Origin of the sequence: Candidatus Poriferisocius sp., from assembly GCF_965208355.1 — a bacterium.
Lineage (GTDB): Bacteria > Actinomycetota > Acidimicrobiia > Acidimicrobiales > Bin134 > Poriferisocius.
This window is the reverse complement of the sequence record NZ_CBDBOM010000003.1, coordinates 1,276,987-1,293,627: the sequence shown is the minus strand read 5'-3', so window position 1 is coordinate 1,293,627 and position 16,641 is coordinate 1,276,987. Positions and strand designations below refer to the sequence as shown.

Genomic DNA, 16,641 nt, shown 5'->3' with positions numbered 1-16,641 from the left:
TTTCTTCTACACCGAGGGGAATACCAGGTCGTCGCGCCGAGAGCGCTTCAGTTCGGCGAACGACGGCCATTCGGCCAGCGTCACCACCGCGTCCCACAAGCGCACGGCCTCCTCCGGGGGTGGCACTTGGCTCACCACCGGTCCGAAGAACGACGTGGAACTTCCGTTGTGGTGAAAGGTGATGATCGGAGTTCCCACATCCCGCCCGGTACGGCTCAGCGCCTCTTCGGTGGAGTCACGCAACGCATCATCCAGCGACTCGTCCTCGGCCGCCGCCACCGACTCCGGCGAAAGGCCGGCCATTTCCAGTGCGCCCGCCAAGTGCCCGTCGGAAGCCACCTCACCCATGGCCGAGCGAATATCCGCATCTGGATTCCAGATGGTGGACCCGTAGGCGGTGTACAGGTCTCCGGCCGCGGCCGCGCCATGCTGGTTGCGCACCGCCTGGGCCACCCGCAACATGCGCCGGCCCTTGTTGTGCAGGTCCCGATAGCCCTCGGGGAAATTGTCGTAGTCGCTGTCCTCGTTGAGGATCGACAGGCAGATCAGCCGCCAGTCCACTTCGTATTCCCGCTGGCGGGCCACATCGGTCACCCACCGAGATGTGAGCCATGCGAACGGGCAGATCGGATCCCAGAAGAACTCGATGTCGGCATCGGACATGGCCTGAATTCTACGGTCCAGTGGTGTGTCTTGGACTGCCGGACCAACTTTAGAATCAGAGTGAATGGCCAGGATCAGGGTTTCCACCACAATCGAGGCGTCTTTGGACTCGGTGTGGGAGTACGTGCGCCGAATCGACAGCCACACCGAGTGGATGGCCGACGCCGAGTCGATTTCTTACCAGAGCGACCAGACCGAGGGGGTAGGCACCGCTTTTGAGTGCCTCACCAAGGTCGGGCCGCTCCGCCTCAACGACACCATGGTGGTCACCGAATGGGCCGAGAAGGAGGCCATCGGCGTGCGCCATACCGGATTGGTCACCGGCGAGGGGCGTTTCACCCTCGCTCCGGCGGGCACCGACCGCACCGAATTCTGCTGGAACGAGGAGCTTCAGTTCCCCTGGTGGATGGGAGGCCTGCTGGGTGACATCGTCGGGGCCCGCATCCTCGAGTGGGTGTGGCGCCGCAATCTGAAGACGCTGCGAGCCCAGTTCGCCTAGCTGAGCAAAAGAACCACGTTGGACCGGCTGGCAGCCCATAGGGCGCCGACAAAGGAAGCCCCGGCCACCACTGCTGCGGCAAATACCGGGATCACGGTGGTGTGCTGCCGTCGGCGGATGGCCTGAGCAGCGGCTGCTCCCACAATGAAGCCGCCGATGAGACCACCGATGTGCCCGCCCAGCGAAACCGACCGAACGGTGAAGCTGATCACCAGATTGATGGCGAGAATCGGCCCAATCGGGGTCTGGAACAATCCCACCCCCTGGGACAGCGAAAGGGCGACGTAGGCACCCATCAACCCGAAAATGGCCCCCGATGCCCCGGCAACCAGCGAGTTGGGCGCTTCGATCAATGCTCCGAACGAACCGCTCACCAACGATGACAAGTACACCGCCGTGAATGAGACCTTCCCCAGGGATCGCTCAAGGGCCAGTCCCAGGATGTAGAGCGAGAACATGTTCACCCCGAGGTGGAATACCCCGTGGTGCAAGAAACCCCCGGTGAACACTCGCCACCACTCGTTCAAGTACTCGATATTGCCCCCCAGCGTGGCCGCACGATAAACGAGACCAACTTCATCGCCCCCGCCACCCAAGCTGTCGCCCATGGCCACGCCCACGATGAACACCACCACGTTGACGGCGATCAGCCCATAGCTGACGTACCAGGTATCGGTTCGCTGCGGGACCATGCTGGGGCGAAGTCGGAGGCGACTACAGGCCCACCGGTGAGCCGTCGCTCAGAAGGTTCTGGCCCACATTGACCACCTCGGTCACCCCTTCAACCCGGTCTTTGAGGATCCGCTCGACTCCGGCCTTGAGCGTCACGGTGGAGGCTGGGCAGCTCACACATGCGCCTACGAGCTCCACGCTGACCACTCCGGTTTCCTCATCCACCCCGCGCAGGAAGATATCCCCGTCGTCGGCTTGCACCGCAGGGCGAATGGCCTCGATCACCTGGGCTACGGCTTGCTCCACGTCCCTATTGTCTCAGCAAGCGGGCCGTTCGCCAACCTTCACCCCGGTCTCTTTCCTCAACTCGACGGTGGTCTGGCAGACTCGGCCCTATGGGAGTGCTGGCGGAACTGCTGGCCCATCAAGGAGGTTGGGACGAGATCCTGATGGTTGCCGCGCCCCTAGTCCTGCTGGCGGGCTTGTTGTTCCTGGCTAACCGCCGAGCCTCTCGCGGCGGACGTCGGCCTTCGAAAGGCGAGCAGAAAGCCAGATCCGACTAGCCAAACTGCCGCATCCTTCGGACGTCGGCCCCAAGAGCGCTGAGCTTGCCGGCAAAGTCCTCGTAGCCCCGGTCAATGTGGTGAGGATCGGACACCACCGTGACCCCATCAGCAGCCAGCCCGGCCACCACGAGGGCCGCCCCGGCCCGGATGTCGGAAGCCCGCACCGGTGCACCGCTGAGCCGCTCCACCCCCCGGATCACCGCGTGGTGGCCCTCGGTACGGATATCGGCTCCCATGCGCACCAGCTCGTCCACATAGCGGAACCGGCCCGAGAACAGGTTCTCGGTCACTATTCCCACCCCCTCGGCCACCGACAGCATGGCCACCAGCAGGGGTTTGCAGTCGGTGGGCAAGCCGGGATACGGCAGAGTGGACACATCGGCTGATCGGAGGCGCCCGCTGCACATAGCCCAAATCCCATCGGGATCGGCTGAAGTCCGCACCCCCATATCGCCGAGTTTTCGGCACAACATCGCCATATGGTCAGGTCGGGCGCCCAAAAGGGTGATCTCCCCGCCAGCCACCCCCAATGCCGCCAAGAAGGTGGCTGCCTCTATTCGATCGCTCACCGCGGTGTGCTCCACCGGATGCAGCTCCTCCACCCCCTCCACCACAATGGTGGATGTCCCAGCTCCGGAAACTTGGCCACCCATGTGGTTCAAGAACCCGGCCAAATCGGCGATCTCCGGCTCTCGGGCGGCGTTGTCGATCACCGTGGCGCCCTTGGCCCGGACGGCGGCCATCATGACATTCTCGGTGGCCCCCACGCTGGGATACTCCAACAGCACCGAATTGCCCACCAGATTGTCGGCGGTGGCTATGACATCGCCGCCGGAGATTTCGAACTGGCAGCCGATGGCCTCGAGTCCGGCGACATGCATGTCAATGGGGCGAGGACCGAAATCGTCCCCACCGGGCAGGGCTACTCGGGCATGGCCGATGCCGGCGAGCAGCGGCCCGAGCACCGCGGTGGACGCCCGCAGTTGCTCTGTCAGCGCATAGGGGGCCTCAGGGACCATGGATTCCGGGCGATCTATGGTGAGAACGTCGCCCGATTGACTCACCGTCACCCCCATTGCCCGCAGCACTTCGCCCATCACCGCCACATCCTCGATGTTGGGCACGTTGCGGATCACAAAGGTCCCCTCGGTGAGCAAGCAGGCGGCCATGAGCTTCAGCACGGAGTTTTTGGCCCCGCCAATGGCCACTGTGCCCTCTAGGGGCCCGCTGGCGCGCACCTCCATGCGGTCTTGCCCGTCGATTTCCTCGCGGTGGCTGCGCTCCACGAGACAAGTATGGTGCCCTGTCGAGCACAGTCATAGTCAATGCAAGGTCGCGGAGCGCTGGTGACCCAAAAGTAAACTGCTCACCAGTCCATGCCCCAGGTGATCTCTCGTCGCGTCCTGAGCGCCGACGCCGCTGATGTCGTTCTGAACGGCCCCGACGGCCTTCTGTCCCCCCGCTCCGACATCGTCTTGGAGGGCGCCACCGGCGAAGCCGACTTGAGCACCGCCGAAGGGGTGTTCGCCGCGGTCGAGGGACCGGTTGAGCACTATCGCCGCACCGTCACCACAGAGCTGTTGAGCGATGGCCGAGTGCAGATAACTGAACGGTTCGACTACCGGCTGGCTATCCCGGTGTGGTGGGTGCTGTTCACCGTCCCTTTCAGCCGCGCCCTGCGCCGTGGACGGGATTGGCCCTGGTGGCATCCCCCCGACCGATTCACCGCCCGACAGGCCAGAATCGTGGCCCTGCTGGCCACTCTGGCAGTGATCGCCGGGTTCTTGGGGACGCTGCTCGGTCAGACAATCACCTTCGCGCGAGACGAGTTCGGGGAAAGCAAGTCGGCCGCGGGCGTTGCTCTATCGCTAATCCGACTCAGCATCCTGATCACAGTGGCAGTGGCCGCGCTGGCCGACCGGAAGGGTCGGCGGCGCACTCTGCTCTATGCCGCATTTGGCGCCATCTTGGCCTCGGCAGCGACATCCCTGGTTGCCAATCTGGCCACGTTGACCGCGGTCCAAGCAGTCTCCCGGGGACTTTCCCACGCCATGGCGCTGCTCATCTTTGTGTTCGCCCTCGAAGAAGCGCCAGCTGGCTCCCGGGCATTTGTGGCCTCCATGCTGGGGATGGCCGCCGGGCTGGGCTCGGGAATTGCCGTAGGGTCCGTGCCTTTGGCCGACCTGGGGGCTACCGCGTGGAGGCTCAGTTTCGTGGTGGCGCTGGCCGGACTGCCCCTGGTGTTGTTCGCGGCCCGCAGGCTGCCTGAATCGCAGCGGTTCGAAGCCGCTCAGCGACAGCCTCGAACCAAATCACCAACGGAATACCGCTTCCGACTGCTGCTGCTGGCCGTGACCTCGTTTGCCGTGCTGCTGTTCGCCGCCCCGGCCTCTCAGCTGCAAAACGACTTCTTGCGGGACGAACGGGGCTTTAGCGCCACCAAGATCACGATCTTCACCCTGCTTACTGCGTGGACGGCAGGTCCGGGCATGCTCATAGCCGGCAAGCTGGCCGACCTTCGGGGCCGACGGGTCCTTGCCTCGATCGGCGTGAGCGGCGGCGCGTTGTTTGCCCTATGGCATTTCACCTTGGCGGGTTGGCCGATGTGGGTCCTCATCGCAGTGGGAACTTTCATGACCGCCACCACGGTGCCCACGCTGGGGGTCTACCGAGCTGAGATGTTCGGCACCATACGGCGGTCGAGATCCAACGGACTGCTCGGTATTGCCGGGGTAGCGGGCAGCGCTGCGGGCCTGGCAGCCGCGGGGATAATGGCCGACGCCTGGGGCTATGGCACCGCATTCACCATTCTGGTTGCCGGTCCAATCCTCGTCGCCATCCTCGTCCTCCTTTTCTACCCCGAGACCACGCGGAGGTCGTTGGAAGAGCTCAACCCCGAGGATGCTTAGAGGCTTTCCAACCAGCTAGCTATCGCGGCCACGATTTCCGCATCGGCCTTCTTGGGGTCGTGGCCCTCGCCTTCGAGCCACACGGTGGTCACCGGGCCTTTGATGGCGGGCAGATGGGCGCTGAACTCCTCGGGACTGCCGAAGGGGTCGCGGTCTCCGGAGATGAACAGGCAGGGCACACCGACCGCGCCGAAATGCTGGGTCCGCAGGTTCTCGGGCTTCTTCGGCGGGTGCAGCGGATAGCTCAACAGCACCAGGCCGGCGGCGGGCATTCCATCGGCCACCGCCATCGAGCACATCCTCCCGCCCATCGACCGGCCGCCCAGCACCAGGTGCCCAGAGTCGGTTTCCAGACGAGCAGCGATGGCGGGAATCTCCTCGCTGAGGAAAGCCAGCAGTTTGGGGGCTCGGTCGGGGGGTCGGCGACCCTGATTCCGATAGGGGAAGTTGACGCGCTCCACCGGCAGGGGGTCGAGGCCCTCGGCGATGGCCACCAATGTGTGCTGGTCGCGATCTCCACCCGCACCGTGGGTCAGCACTAGGCCATCGACCTTGCGAGAAGCCACTACATGTACCGGCGCAGCAATTCCCGCAAGGTCTGTGCCGCTTGCTCGGCGGGCGCGTCACCCTCGGTGGGATCGGGTCCGGCCACCAATGCCTCCCGCAACTCATCGGCGGCGTCGAGCATGGCTCGCCAGAAATCGGCGTCGTAGCCCCACGGCAGGCTGAGCTGCACCACCTTCTCGTGGGCCAGCGCAAAGTCCTCCACCGCCTTGCTGTCGGAGGTGTTCCGGCGAAGCCGGTCGGCCGAGAAGAACAGCGCCTCCAGCACCTCATAGGGCTCCACTCCCGGCAGTCCCGGTCCGAATTGACGCTGGGCAACCGCGCTGGCCAGTCGGTCGAACAGTGCATCCACCGCCTCCTCGTCGGCCTCCCCCACTTCCAGGTTCCCGGCGTAGTCCACCTCGTGGGCGATGCCCTCGGTCAACAGCTCGCTCAGAATGTCGGCCTTAAAAGCGTCCTCGTAGTCCCCTAGCTCGTACACCACCGCGGGCTGGCTCTTATCGAGTGCGGGAAGCCGGGCCCGAAGAACTCCTTCTACCGCCTGGTCGACCGCCTCCTCGTCGGACTCGCACACGATCAGTGTTGGGCCTAGCCAGGCGTGCTCCAACCCAAGGGATCGCAGCTCAGCCTCCAATCCGTTGCGGGCGTCGTAGACCCATTCGTGGAACTCGTAGGCCAGCTGCTCGTCGTCGGGGCCACCCACCTCCTCGGCGGGCTGCGGCGGCGAGGCGAAGGTGGCCACACCGCACTCCACACACTCCGACACGTCATCGTCGAAGGGTGCACCGCATTGGAAGCACCAAACCATGGGAGAAATGGTGCCAGACCACGCGATTCCGGTCGCATCGACGGGCCGACAGATTCCTCACAAACATGCTGGCAGAGGGTGAACCGCCAGTACGAGAACGCTACGGTTGGGCAACGTGAACGCATCGCCTGAGAACCCCGACCGCAACTTGGCGATGGAGCTGGTCAGAGTGACCGAAGTCGCTGCGCTGGCCGCCTCCCGATGGATGGGCCGAGGCGACAAGGAAGGGGCCGACGGCGCCGCTGTGGAGGCCATGCGAGTGCTGCTGCGGACCGTGCCAATGGACGGCATCGTGATCATTGGCGAGGGCGAGAAGGACGAAGCCCCCATGCTCTTCAACGGAGAGTTGATCGGCGATGGAACGCCTCCCGAGTGCGACATCGCGGTCGACCCCATCGACGGCACCACGCTCACCTCTCTGGGCCGGGGCAACGCCCTTTCGGTGATCGCGGTGTCCGACCGGGGGACCATGTTCAACCCCGGACCCTGTGTCTACATGGAGAAGATTGCCTTCGGTCCCGAGTGCATGGGCTATGGCATCTCGATGGACAACTCGCCTACCCGCAACCTGGAGCTGGTGGCCGAGGCCAAGAGCGAGTCGGTGAGGGATGTGACCGCGGTGATCCTCGACCGCGATCGCCACTCGGAGCTGATTGCCGAGGTGCGCGATGCCGGGGCCCGCATACGGCTCATTCCCGATGGCGACGTGGCAGGGGCCATCTCCACCGCGTGGCCCGACTCGGGGGCCGACATCCTTTTCGGCATCGGTGGAACCCCGGAAGGGGTAATCGCTGCGGCCGCCCTCAAATGCATGGGCGGCGAGCTCCTCGGGCGGCTTTGGCCCCGCAACGACCGAGAGCGCAAGGAAGCCGAGAAGTTGGGACGCGACGTGAACAAGGTGCTCACCGCCGACGACCTGGTTCAGGGCGATAACTGCTTCTTCGCGGCCACTGGTATCACCGATGGCGATCTGCTCAAGGGCGTCCACTACTACAAGAACCACGCCAGCACTCAGTCGCTGGTCATGCGGTCAAAGTCGGGCACCGTTCGGCTGGTTAACGCCGACCACCAACTGGAGAAACTGAACAGCTTCTCCGCTATCGAGTTCGGCTAATCCACTGCCCCTGAACTCGACAGAGGCCTTACCTCACTGATCAGTGCGAAACAGGTAGCGCAGGTCCCAGTAGCCGTACAGCGTCGGGGTGTAGTTGCCGAACACATTGCGAACCGCTCCCAGCCGCTCAGACTGCGTGGTGTAGATGAGCGGGACGTTCTCGGCGATGATCGCTTGCGCATCCCAGTAGTGCTGCACTCGCTGTTCGTGGTCGAGTTCCTTGCTGCCAGCGATGTACAGCTCGTCGATCTCCGCCTCCCACTCCGTGGCGGGCTCGGGTTGATTCGGATGCCAAAGGTGCAGGCCTTCACCGCTGTGCCACACGGTCATGCCGCCGAAGGGATCGGGACTCCCGGTCAGTCCCACCACCATGGCCTCCCAGTCGTAGGTGGCCGTGAGCTGGGCCACCATGCTGCCGAATTCCACTATCTGAAAGTCAACGTCGAGGCCGACCGCGGTCATCCCCTCGTGGATGATGCCGGTGATTTCGGACCGCACACTGTTCCCCTCGTTGGTAACCAAGGTGAACGAGATGGGGTTGCCCAAGTCGTCCTCGCGGATGCCGTCGCCATCGGTGTCGATCCAGCCCAATTCGTCGAGAATCTCGTTGGCCCGATCCACGTCGTAGGCGTACTGGCGCACTTCGGGGTTGTGAAAGTCACCGGCTGCCGGGCTTACTGAAGACCACTGCGGATAGCCCAGACCGTGCTGGACCTGGTCGATCATGGTTGGCTTGTCCATGGTGTAGGCAACGGCCTGTCGAAATGCCCCGTTTTGGAACCAGTGCAGTTGAATCGGATCGACATAGGGGTCGCCGGCATCGTTGGTCCCAGGGTTCTGATTGAAGGCCAGGAAATTGGTGCCGAATCCGGGGCCGCGGCGGTGCAGGGTGAAGTTCTCCGCCTCGGCCACTGGGTCGAGCGTGGCAAACTCTTCGCCCAATACGCCGTGAGAGTCGGTGGTGCCGTCGCGGAACAGGGCCAGCTCGTCCTCCAAGTCCTCCACGATCAACCGCACCACCCGGTCGAGATACGGCAGGCGCTCTCCAGCATCGTCCACCAGCCAATAATCGGGGTTTCGCTCGAAGACGAAGCGCTCGCCGGGGGTGTACTCCCCGATGGTGAACGGACCGGTGCCGATGATCTCGGTGGGATCGGTGTCGATGCCCCAAAACTCGGCAAAGGTACCCGCTTCGATAGGACTTTCTAGGATGTGTTTGGGGTAGATGGCGGTGCCCAACGAGCGCAGGAAGGGCGCGAACGGCTGCGGGAGGACAAACTCCACCGTGTGGTCGTCCAGCGCCGTCACCGTCATCTGCGACTGCTCCCATTGACCGGTCTCATCATTCAGGAATCGGAATTCGAAAGAAGCTCGGCTCGCCGCTTGGAAATCGTCGTTGTAAATCACTCGGTTGAAGGTGAATTCCACGTCGTGGGCGGTGAACAGAGTGCCGTCGTGCCACTGCACGTCGTCGCGCAAATGGAACACCCAGCGCAGCCCATCTTCGGAGCGCTCCCACGACCGCGCCAGCAGCGGCTCGATCTCATCGTTCAGCCATGAGGTCTGGGTAAGGCCCTCGAACAGGTACCCGAGCACCCCGGACGATCCGGCGTCCCTGGCCAGTGCGAGATTGAACGTGAGGGGCTCCGAAATCGATGCCACCGTGAGCGTGCCGCCGTGATTGCCGATTTCATAGGAGAATCCTTCGGCGTTCCGGCGCAATTCCTCCACGATGGCCATAGACGGAACAAGGCCCCCGAACGCCGCCGCCGCGGCCATGCGACGCCGGAGTTGCTCCAGAGCGGACTCTTCTTCCGGCTGGGCTACCTCTAAGTCTGTTTGTCCGGCGTCTTGTGGCTCGGCGTCTTCCGGCTCTGTGTCCTGCGGCTCTGTGTCCTGCGGCTCGGCGTCCTGCGGCTCTGGTTCAGCCTCATCGGCTTCCTCGGTTGGAATGGGCTGGTCGGACTCTGCGGTCGTCTCTCCAGGATCAGACTCAGCAGCGTCGGGCTCCGGGGCGGCGGTGACATCAGGCGTCGACGCAGCAGGCGCGGGATCATCATCCGAACAAGCGAAGGCAAAAACAAGAACGAGCACAAGCACGACGCCAAGCCACTGATTGCGATTCATTCCAGTAATCCTTACCAGTATTAGGGGGACGAACTAGTTGCGTCGGGTGAACCAGCCGATGGTTGCCCGACGGAAGTGTCGTGGAGCCTTGGTGGTAATGACGGCCAGTGCCCGGTTGTGCCAGCTCGTTATCACCTCGGGCCGCGACTTTGCCGCGGCGGTCAGCGTCGCCGAGGCCACGGCATCGGCGTTTTGCCATCCCACCGAGGGCCACTTGTCCAGGTTCCAGCGTCCCCGCTCGTGGAACTCGGTACGGGTCAACCCGGGAAGCACGGTGGTGACCGTTACCCCGGTTCCCTTGTGTTCCTCGTACAGGCCCTCGCCAAAGCTGGTGATGAACGCCTTGGTGGCCGAATACACAGCGGTCATGGGCATACCTTGCAGCGATGCCATCGACGACACCAGGATCACCTGGCCCCGGTCCCGGGCGGCCATCGACCCCAGAGCGACGTGAGTCAGTCGCACTAGCGCCACTACGTTCACGCTGATGGTCTCTGAGATTTCAATGGCGTCTTGAGAGTGAAACGGCCCCTCATAGCCCAACCCGGCGTTGTTCACCAGCAGGTCGATGGGCGCCTCGTCAGCCGCCACCCGCTTCTCCACCAAGGCCAGCCCAGACAGATCAGATAGATCGGCAGGCAGAACCTCCACCTCTGGACCCGCGCCGTTGTCACGCAGTTCCTCAGCAAGCTCATCGAGTCGATGGCCGTCTCGGGCCACCAGCACCAAACCCACTCCGGAGGCGGCCAACTGCTTCGCCACAGCGCGGCCAATGCCCGCCGAGGCTCCAGTCACCAACGCCCGCTCCCAACGCGGCTCCCGCGACCGTCTCAAGCCCACTCCAAGCATTCTCTTCTGTCCCACACCTGTAGCACTAACCCCGCCAAGCTAGCGAGCGGTTAGCTGACGGTGGCGGAGTCGCTGAGGAGGGCGACGTTGTCGTGGGAGACCTCCACAAAGCCGCGTTCGACGGCGATGGTGGTCTTGGCGCCGTCGGTGGTGTACACCCGTACGTCGCTGGGCACCAGAACGCCCAAGAAGGGCACGTGGCCGGGCTGGAACGCGATCTCCCCGTCGGTGGTGCGGGCCACCACCATCTCGGCTTCGCCGGTGTAGACGATCTCCTCGGGAGAGACGAGCTCGACAGCAAGAGCCATGCTTAAGCCGCCTGAGCCTCGAGTTCGGCGGCCTTGCGGTGGGCGTCTTCAGCGCCGCCGACCATGAAGAAGGCCTGCTCGGGCAGATCGTCCAGATCGCCGTTCACCAGCGCCTCAAACGAGTCCACCGTCTCGCCAACCGGGGTGAACACGCCGGGCAAACCGGTGAACACCTCGGCCACGAACATGGGCTGGGACAAGAAACGCTGCACCTTGCGGGCCCGGGACACGATCACCTTGTCCTCCTCCGACAACTCGTCGAGGCCCAAAATGGCAATGATGTCCTGAAGCTCCTTGTAGCGCTGGAGAATCTCCTGCACCCGGCGGGCCACGCCGTAGTGGCGGTCCCCCACCACCTCAGGAGTGAGAATGGTCGAGGTGGAGGCCAGCGGGTCCACCGCGGGGTAGATGCCCAGCGCGGCAATGTCGCGGCTCAGCTCGGTGGTGCCGTCGAAGTGAGTGAACGAGGTGAACGGCGCCGGGTCGGTGTAGTCGTCGGCCGGCACGTACACCGCCTGCAACGAGGTGATGGAGCGGCCCCGGGTGGAGGTGATGCGCTCCTGAAGCTCGCCCATCTCGTCAGCCAGGGTGGGCTGATAGCCCACCGCCGAAGGCATCCGGCCCAACAGGGTGGAGACCTCCGAGCCAGCCTGCACGAAGCGGAAGATGTTGTCGATGAACAACAGCACGTCCTGGTTCTGAACGTCGCGGAAGTACTCGGCCATGGTCACCCCGGCCAGGCCCACCCGCAGCCGCACGCCGGGGGGCTCGTCCATCTGGCCGAACACCAGGGCGGCCTTGTCCAAGACGCCCGACTCTTCCATCTCCAAGAAAAGGTCGGTGCCCTCGCGAGTGCGCTCCCCCACACCGGCGAACACCGAAACGCCGCCGTGCTGGGTGGCCACCCGGTTGATCATCTCGGTGATCAACACGGTCTTGCCCACACCGGCACCGCCGAACAGGCCGATCTTGCCGCCCTCTTTGTAGGGGGTGAGCAGATCGATGACCTTGATACCGGTCTCGAACATGCGGGTCGATGGCTCCAGCGAGTCGAACGACGGGGCCGGGCGGTGGATCTCCCACTCCTCGCCCACGTCCAAGGTGCTGCGGTCGGTGTCGAGGCACTCCCCCACCACGTTCCATACGTGGCCCAGGGTCACGTCGCCCACCGGCACGGTCATGCCCTGGCCGGTGTTGCGCACCACCGTGCCCCGGGTGAGGCCGTCGGTGGGCTTCAGGGCAATGGCTCTCACTCGACCATCGCCGATCTGCTGGGCCACCTCGGCCTTCACGGTGATGATCTCGCCGTCGACGTTTACGTCGAACTCGAGGGCGGTGTTGATCTCCGGCAGGGCATCCGGGGGGAACTCGGCGTCGATCACCGGGCCGGCGATTCCCACGACTCGCCCGTCTTTGAGGTTCTCCGACATCTGAACTTCTTCTCCTACTGGTTGGCGGTGGCGAGGAGGTCGGCGATTTCACCGTCATCGTCCTCGTCCTTTAGGGCTTCGGCACCGCCGACGATCTCCATGATCTCGGTGGTGATGGCGTCTTGTCGGGCCCGGTTCATGGCCCGGGTGAGCTTGGTGATTAGCTCCTCGGCGTTGTCGGTGGCCGCTTTCATGGCCCGCTGGCGGTTGGCGTGCTCAGAGGCGGCCGCATCCAACAGCGCCGAGAACAGCCTCGACTCCACATAGCGGGGCAACAGCGACTCCAGCACCCCCTCGGGAGAGGGCTCGAACTCGAAGGCGGCTCGCAGTTCGCCCGTTCCGGCCGCGGCGATCACGTCGATGCTCTCCAGCGGCAAAAAGCGGCGCACCGCAACCCGCTGGGTACCGATGGTGAAGAACTCCATGTAGGCCAGGATCACCTCGTCGATGTGGCCTGATTCGAACCGGTCGGCCACGATCTCGGCCACTTGGCGGGCGTCGTCGTAGGTGGGGGTGTCGCTCATGCCGGTGAAGGCCTCGTCGATCCGGTAGTTGCGGAACTGGAAGTAGTCCTGGCCCTTCTTGCCGATGAGCATGAGCGAATAGTCCCGCCCCCTGGTCTGGGCGTCCATCAGCTCCCGTTCGGCAGCCTTGATCACCGAGCTGTTGTACGGCCCGGCCAGACCCCGGTCAGAGGTGATGACCACAAAGCCCACCCGGCGCACCGGCTCCCGGCGCTCCAGCAGCGGGTGGGAGGCCTCGGCCCCTCCGGCGGCAACGTCCTCGATGACGCTGGTTAGCTTGGTGGAGTAGGGCCGGGCGGCGTGGGCCCGCTGTTGGGCCTTCACCACCCGGGTGGCGGCGATGAGCTCCATGGCGCGGGTGATCTTCTTGGTCGACTGCACCGACGAAATGCGTCTGCGCAGCGCGCGCTCTTGACCACCCGGCATAGATCAGCCTTCTTCGGGCCGCTGAATGTCGGTCTCGGGCAGGGTGTGGTCGGCATCGACCACCCCGGCCTCGGCTGCGGCCTGGGCCTCAGCGTCGGGCTCGTCGCCCTCGGGTTCAGCCGACGACTCGAACTGGGCGGCAAAGGCCGACACTGCGGCCTCTAACCCGTCCTCGTCCACCGCACCGGTCTCGACCACCGCCGACATCAGGTTTGCATTGCGGGTCCGGACCCACTCCAAGAGCTCCGACTCGAAGCGAGCCACGTCTTCGACAGGGATGGTGTCCAGGTAGCCCCGGGTGCCGGCGTACAGCGACACCACCTGCTCTTCCACTGGCATGGGCGTCTGGATGCCCTGCTTGAGCAGCTCGGTAAGGCGATAACCCCGGTCAAGTTGAGCTTGGGACACCGCGTCGAGATCAGAGCCGAATGCGGCGAAGGCCTCCAGCTCGCGGAACTGCTGGAGATCGGCCTTGAGCGTGCCCACCGCAGTCTTCATGGCTTTGATCTGGGCGGCAGAACCCACTCGGGATACCGAGATGCCCACATCCACCGCGGGCCGCACCCCCGACTTGAACAGGTCGTCCTGCAAGAAGATCTGCCCGTCGGTGATGGAGATCACATTGGTGGGGATGTAGGCCGACACGTCGCCAGCCTTGGTCTCGATGATGGGCAGCGCGGTAAGTGATCCCGCTCCCCGATCATCGCTCAGCTTGGCGGCCCGCTCCAGCAGCCGGCTGTGCAGGTAGAAAACGTCGCCGGGATAGGCCTCCCGTCCGGGCGGGCGGCGCAGTAGCAACGCCATCTGGCGATAAGCCTCGGCCTGCTTCGACAAGTCGTCGTACACCGCCAGGGCGTGACCGCCGTTGTCCATCCAGTGCTGGCCCATGGCGCAGCCGGCGTAGGGGGCCAAGTACTTGAACGGAGCCGGGTCGGAGGCGGGGGCTACCACCACCACCGTGTACTCCATGGCCCCCCGCTCGGCCAGCGTGGCCACCGCTTGGGCCACGGTGGAGGCCTTTTGGCCGATGGCCACATAGATGCACTTCACCCCCTGGCCCTTCTGATTGAGAATCGTGTCCATGGCCACGGTGGTCTTGCCGGTCTTGCGGTCGCCGATGATCAGCTCTCGCTGGCCCCGGCCAATGGGGATGAGCGAGTCGATGGCCTTAATGCCGGTCTGGATGGGCTCGTGTACCGGTTTGCGGCCGGTGATGCCGGGGGCCTGCACCTCCATGCGGCGGGTGTCGGCGCCGACGATGGGCCCTTTGCCGTCCACCGGCTCGCCGAGGGCGTTCACCACCCGGCCCAATAGGGCGTCTCCCACCGGAACCGACAGGATGTCGCCGGTTGAGCGGACCGCCTGGCCCTCTTCGATCTCATCCACCTCGCCGAGTACCACGGCGCCGATGGAATCCTCGTCGAGGTTCAGGGCCAATCCGATGGTCCCATTCTCAAACTCCAGCATCTCGTTCACCGCCGCTCCGGGCAGCCCAGAGATACGGGCGATACCGTCGCCCACCTCGGTGATCCGACCCACCTGGGCCAGCTCAACCTCAGGCTGGAAGCCCTCCAGGTTGCGGCGGATGGCCTCGGCGATGGAACCGGTGTCGATGGTCAGCTCTGCCATTGCTCTCCTCGGTATGAAACTCTCTTCGATTCTGTTGCCACGGGACTAGAAGGTGTCCCGAAGCTGGCTCAGGCGGTGGCGTACCGACCCGTCGATCACCTCGTCGCCGATGGTGGCCACCACGCCGCCCATGACGCTGGGATCGACGATCACCTTGATGTCCACCCGATGGCCGGTAGCCGCGCTCAGCGCGGCAGCCAGCCTCTCGGCCTGGTCATCGGTCAGCGCCACCGCAGACCGCACCTCGGCCACTGAACGGCCTCGGTCGCGGGCGTTGAGCTCCACCGCCTCCTGGGCTATGCCAGCCAGATCAGACGACCGCCCCGCAGCCACGATCATGGAAACCATGGCGGTAGTGGTATCCGATGCATGGCCGCCCAGCAGATCTTCCACGATCTGCTGGCGGCGAGCGGCGGGGATCTGACGATCAGACAGCGTCATCCGGAGTTCGTCGGAACCCTCCAGTGCCCGAGCGACTCGGAAGAGCTCGTCGGACACCAGATCGAGGTTCCCCTCGGCCCGGGCCACTGCGGCCACGGCATCGGCGTAGCTGGCAGATCGCTCGGCCATGGTGAACCTAGCCCTGGTCGGCGCCCACGCGGGCGATGTAGTCGTCGACGAGCTGGCGCTGCATCTCCGGGTCCTCCAGGCTGCGGCCAATCACTGCCTCGGCGGCACCGAGGGCAATGTCGGACACCTCCGACTGCAAGTCGGCGATGGCCTGGCGCTTGGATGCCTCCACATCTGCCGCGGCCCGTTCCCGCATCTCGGCGATGTCGGCTTCGGCCCGAGCTTGAAGATCGGCCCTCACGGTCGCGGCCTGCTCCCGGGCCTCATCCACGATACGGGCGGCCTCGGCCTTGGCGTCGGCCAGCTCGGCTTCGTAGTTGGCCTTAACCTCGGCGGCCTCGGCCCGTTGCCGGTCGGCGTCGTCGATGGCGTCTTGGATCCGCTGGGTGCGCTGTTCCATAAGGTTTTTCACCGGCGGGAATAGCTTCCAGTACATGAGGACCAACAGAATCACGAACGCCAGACCGCCCCATATAATTTCGGTGCGCTCGGGGAAGATCGGGTTCGGCGCCTCAATGCAGCCTTCAAGGTCGTCGCCAAATGCCTCTTTGAGGTCTTTGGCGTGCTTGTCACCCGCTGCCGCTTGGGTTTTTAGGTTCTTGGCGGCGGTAAAGCCTTCACCCTCGATTCCCTCGAACTCGGCAGCAGCAATCTCATCAAGAACGCAGGATCCCACTGACTCCGCGGCGTTGGCCACCGACGCGCTGAGCGCGACCGCGGCCACCATCACAGCGACCGCGGCCCAAAGCCGCCGCATCATGCGAACGCTAGGAGGACGAAGACGACGAACCCGATGAGGGCCAGCGCCTCGGTAAAGGCGATGCCCAAGAACATCGTGGTCCGAGCTACACCGGCTGACTCGGGCTGTCGGGCCATGGCGGTGATGGCGTTCCCCACCACGATGCCGATGCCGACGCCGGGTCCGATGGCGGCGAGGCCGTAGCCAAGACCAGCGCCGATGGCCTTCATGCCCGCTTCGCCGT

Annotated in this window: 18 protein-coding genes; 3 read left to right on the top strand and 15 right to left on the bottom strand. The window is 64.6% G+C overall.

The window, feature by feature from the left end; all coding sequences use genetic code 11:
* Nucleotides 1-6: 6 nt before the first annotated feature.
* Nucleotides 7-663: a hypothetical protein gene (locus ACOGXH_RS07265; RefSeq protein WP_419928441.1), complete on the bottom strand. Its 657-nt coding sequence runs from the start codon at nucleotides 661-663 to the stop codon at nucleotides 7-9.
* Between the two features lie 64 nt (nucleotides 664-727).
* Here ACOGXH_RS07265 and ACOGXH_RS07260 point away from each other — a divergent pair, with 64 nt between their 5' ends.
* Complete coding sequence (locus ACOGXH_RS07260) at nucleotides 728-1,162, top strand: SRPBCC family protein (RefSeq protein ID WP_419928440.1); 435 nt, start codon at nucleotides 728-730, stop codon at nucleotides 1,160-1,162.
* On the opposite strand, the gene ACOGXH_RS07255 is transcribed toward ACOGXH_RS07260, so the two are convergent.
* The 3 genes from ACOGXH_RS07255 to murA all read right to left on the bottom strand — a co-directional run bounded on the left by ACOGXH_RS07255 (nucleotide 1,159) and on the right by murA (nucleotide 3,686).
* Nucleotides 1,159-1,854, bottom strand: a complete 696-nt coding sequence (locus tag ACOGXH_RS07255) for a rhomboid family intramembrane serine protease (protein ID WP_419928439.1) — start codon at nucleotides 1,852-1,854, stop codon at nucleotides 1,159-1,161. The two genes, ACOGXH_RS07260 and ACOGXH_RS07255, sit on opposite strands and share 4 nt — an antisense overlap.
* Before the next feature lie 22 nt (nucleotides 1,855-1,876).
* A complete protein-coding gene (locus ACOGXH_RS07250) occupies nucleotides 1,877-2,140 on the bottom strand; it encodes a NifU family protein (protein WP_419928438.1) in 264 nt (87 codons plus the stop codon).
* Nucleotides 2,141-2,393: 253 nt separating this feature from the next.
* A complete protein-coding gene (gene murA, locus ACOGXH_RS07245) occupies nucleotides 2,394-3,686 on the bottom strand; it encodes a UDP-N-acetylglucosamine 1-carboxyvinyltransferase (RefSeq protein ID WP_419928437.1) in 1,293 nt (430 codons plus the stop codon).
* Nucleotides 3,687-3,776: 90 nt separating this feature from the next.
* Here murA and ACOGXH_RS07240 point away from each other — a divergent pair, with 90 nt between their 5' ends.
* Nucleotides 3,777-5,309 (top strand): MFS transporter, encoded by a 1,533-nt coding sequence (locus tag ACOGXH_RS07240; RefSeq protein WP_419928436.1) that lies wholly within the window; start codon nucleotides 3,777-3,779, stop codon nucleotides 5,307-5,309.
* Here ACOGXH_RS07240 and ACOGXH_RS07235 read toward each other — a convergent pair.
* Nucleotides 5,306-5,875 carry an alpha/beta family hydrolase gene (locus ACOGXH_RS07235; protein ID WP_419928435.1) on the bottom strand — a complete coding sequence of 190 codons (570 nt, stop codon included), beginning with the start codon at nucleotides 5,873-5,875 and terminating at the stop codon, nucleotides 5,306-5,308. The two genes, ACOGXH_RS07240 and ACOGXH_RS07235, sit on opposite strands and share 4 nt — an antisense overlap.
* Nucleotides 5,875-6,681, bottom strand: coding sequence for a hypothetical protein (locus ACOGXH_RS07230; protein WP_419928434.1), 807 nt, complete (start codon nucleotides 6,679-6,681; stop codon nucleotides 5,875-5,877). Before ACOGXH_RS07230 ends, ACOGXH_RS07235 begins: the two co-directional genes overlap by 1 nt.
* Before the next feature lie 154 nt (nucleotides 6,682-6,835).
* On the opposite strand from ACOGXH_RS07230, the gene glpX reads away from it, so the two are divergent.
* On the top strand, nucleotides 6,836-7,795 hold the full coding sequence (gene glpX, locus ACOGXH_RS07225; protein ID WP_419930338.1) for a class II fructose-bisphosphatase: 960 nt from the start codon (nucleotides 6,836-6,838) through the stop codon (nucleotides 7,793-7,795).
* A 33-nt stretch (nucleotides 7,796-7,828) separates the two neighbouring features.
* Here the strand turns inward: glpX and ACOGXH_RS07220 are convergent, their stop codons facing one another.
* From ACOGXH_RS07220 to atpE, 9 genes are all read right to left on the bottom strand, one after another.
* Nucleotides 7,829-9,922, bottom strand: coding sequence for an ABC transporter substrate-binding protein (locus tag ACOGXH_RS07220; protein ID WP_419928433.1), 2,094 nt, complete (start codon nucleotides 9,920-9,922; stop codon nucleotides 7,829-7,831).
* A gap of 33 nt (nucleotides 9,923-9,955) precedes the next feature.
* Nucleotides 9,956-10,717 (bottom strand): SDR family NAD(P)-dependent oxidoreductase, encoded by a 762-nt coding sequence (locus tag ACOGXH_RS07215; protein WP_419928432.1) that lies wholly within the window; start codon nucleotides 10,715-10,717, stop codon nucleotides 9,956-9,958.
* Between the two features lie 104 nt (nucleotides 10,718-10,821).
* Nucleotides 10,822-11,079, bottom strand: a complete 258-nt coding sequence (locus ACOGXH_RS07210) for a F0F1 ATP synthase subunit epsilon (RefSeq protein ID WP_419928431.1) — start codon at nucleotides 11,077-11,079, stop codon at nucleotides 10,822-10,824.
* A gap of 2 nt (nucleotides 11,080-11,081) precedes the next feature.
* A complete protein-coding gene (gene atpD, locus ACOGXH_RS07205) occupies nucleotides 11,082-12,509 on the bottom strand; it encodes a F0F1 ATP synthase subunit beta (protein ID WP_419928430.1) in 1,428 nt (475 codons plus the stop codon).
* Nucleotides 12,510-12,523: 14 nt separating this feature from the next.
* Entirely contained in the window at nucleotides 12,524-13,459 is a 936-nt protein-coding gene (locus ACOGXH_RS07200; protein ID WP_419928429.1) for a F0F1 ATP synthase subunit gamma, read from the bottom strand.
* A 3-nt stretch (nucleotides 13,460-13,462) separates the two neighbouring features.
* On the bottom strand, nucleotides 13,463-15,088 hold the full coding sequence (gene atpA / locus ACOGXH_RS07195) for a F0F1 ATP synthase subunit alpha (RefSeq protein ID WP_419928428.1): 1,626 nt from the start codon (nucleotides 15,086-15,088) through the stop codon (nucleotides 13,463-13,465).
* A gap of 45 nt (nucleotides 15,089-15,133) precedes the next feature.
* Nucleotides 15,134-15,658 (bottom strand): ATP synthase F1 subunit delta, encoded by a 525-nt coding sequence (gene atpH / locus ACOGXH_RS07190; RefSeq protein ID WP_419928427.1) that lies wholly within the window; start codon nucleotides 15,656-15,658, stop codon nucleotides 15,134-15,136.
* Between the two features lie 7 nt (nucleotides 15,659-15,665).
* Complete coding sequence (atpF, locus tag ACOGXH_RS07185; protein WP_419928426.1) at nucleotides 15,666-16,415, bottom strand: F0F1 ATP synthase subunit B; 750 nt, start codon at nucleotides 16,413-16,415, stop codon at nucleotides 15,666-15,668.
* A complete protein-coding gene (gene atpE, locus ACOGXH_RS07180; protein WP_419848265.1) occupies nucleotides 16,415-16,627 on the bottom strand; it encodes an ATP synthase F0 subunit C in 213 nt (70 codons plus the stop codon). Before atpE ends, atpF begins: the two co-directional genes overlap by 1 nt.
* Nucleotides 16,628-16,641 lie beyond the last annotated feature (14 nt).

Excerpts from the sequence above, each read along its gene's own strand:
- atpD (WP_419928430.1), bottom strand. The coding sequence starts at position 12,509 with ATGTCGGAGAACCTCAAAGACGGGCGAGTCGTGGGAATCGCCGGCCCG.
- atpE (WP_419848265.1), bottom strand. The coding sequence starts at position 16,627 with ATGAAGGCCATCGGCGCTGGTCTTGGCTACGGCCTCGCCGCCATCGGA.
- atpA (WP_419928428.1), bottom strand. The coding sequence starts at position 15,088 with ATGGCAGAGCTGACCATCGACACCGGTTCCATCGCCGAGGCCATCCGC.
- ACOGXH_RS07200 (WP_419928429.1), bottom strand. The coding sequence starts at position 13,459 with ATGCCGGGTGGTCAAGAGCGCGCGCTGCGCAGACGCATTTCGTCGGTG.
- ACOGXH_RS07210 (WP_419928431.1), bottom strand. The coding sequence starts at position 11,079 with ATGGCTCTTGCTGTCGAGCTCGTCTCTCCCGAGGAGATCGTCTACACC.
- ACOGXH_RS07265 (WP_419928441.1), bottom strand. The coding sequence starts at position 663 with ATGTCCGATGCCGACATCGAGTTCTTCTGGGATCCGATCTGCCCGTTC.
- atpF (WP_419928426.1), bottom strand. The coding sequence starts at position 16,415 with ATGCGGCGGCTTTGGGCCGCGGTCGCTGTGATGGTGGCCGCGGTCGCG.
- ACOGXH_RS07255 (WP_419928439.1), bottom strand. The coding sequence starts at position 1,854 with ATGGTCCCGCAGCGAACCGATACCTGGTACGTCAGCTATGGGCTGATC.
- atpH (WP_419928427.1), bottom strand. The coding sequence starts at position 15,658 with ATGGCCGAGCGATCTGCCAGCTACGCCGATGCCGTGGCCGCAGTGGCC.
- ACOGXH_RS07230 (WP_419928434.1), bottom strand. The coding sequence starts at position 6,681 with ATGGTTTGGTGCTTCCAATGCGGTGCACCCTTCGACGATGACGTGTCG.
- glpX (WP_419930338.1), top strand. The coding sequence starts at position 6,836 with ATGGAGCTGGTCAGAGTGACCGAAGTCGCTGCGCTGGCCGCCTCCCGA.
- ACOGXH_RS07220 (WP_419928433.1), bottom strand. The coding sequence starts at position 9,922 with ATGAATCGCAATCAGTGGCTTGGCGTCGTGCTTGTGCTCGTTCTTGTT.
- ACOGXH_RS07260 (WP_419928440.1), top strand. The coding sequence starts at position 728 with ATGGCCAGGATCAGGGTTTCCACCACAATCGAGGCGTCTTTGGACTCG.
- ACOGXH_RS07240 (WP_419928436.1), top strand. The coding sequence starts at position 3,777 with ATGCCCCAGGTGATCTCTCGTCGCGTCCTGAGCGCCGACGCCGCTGAT.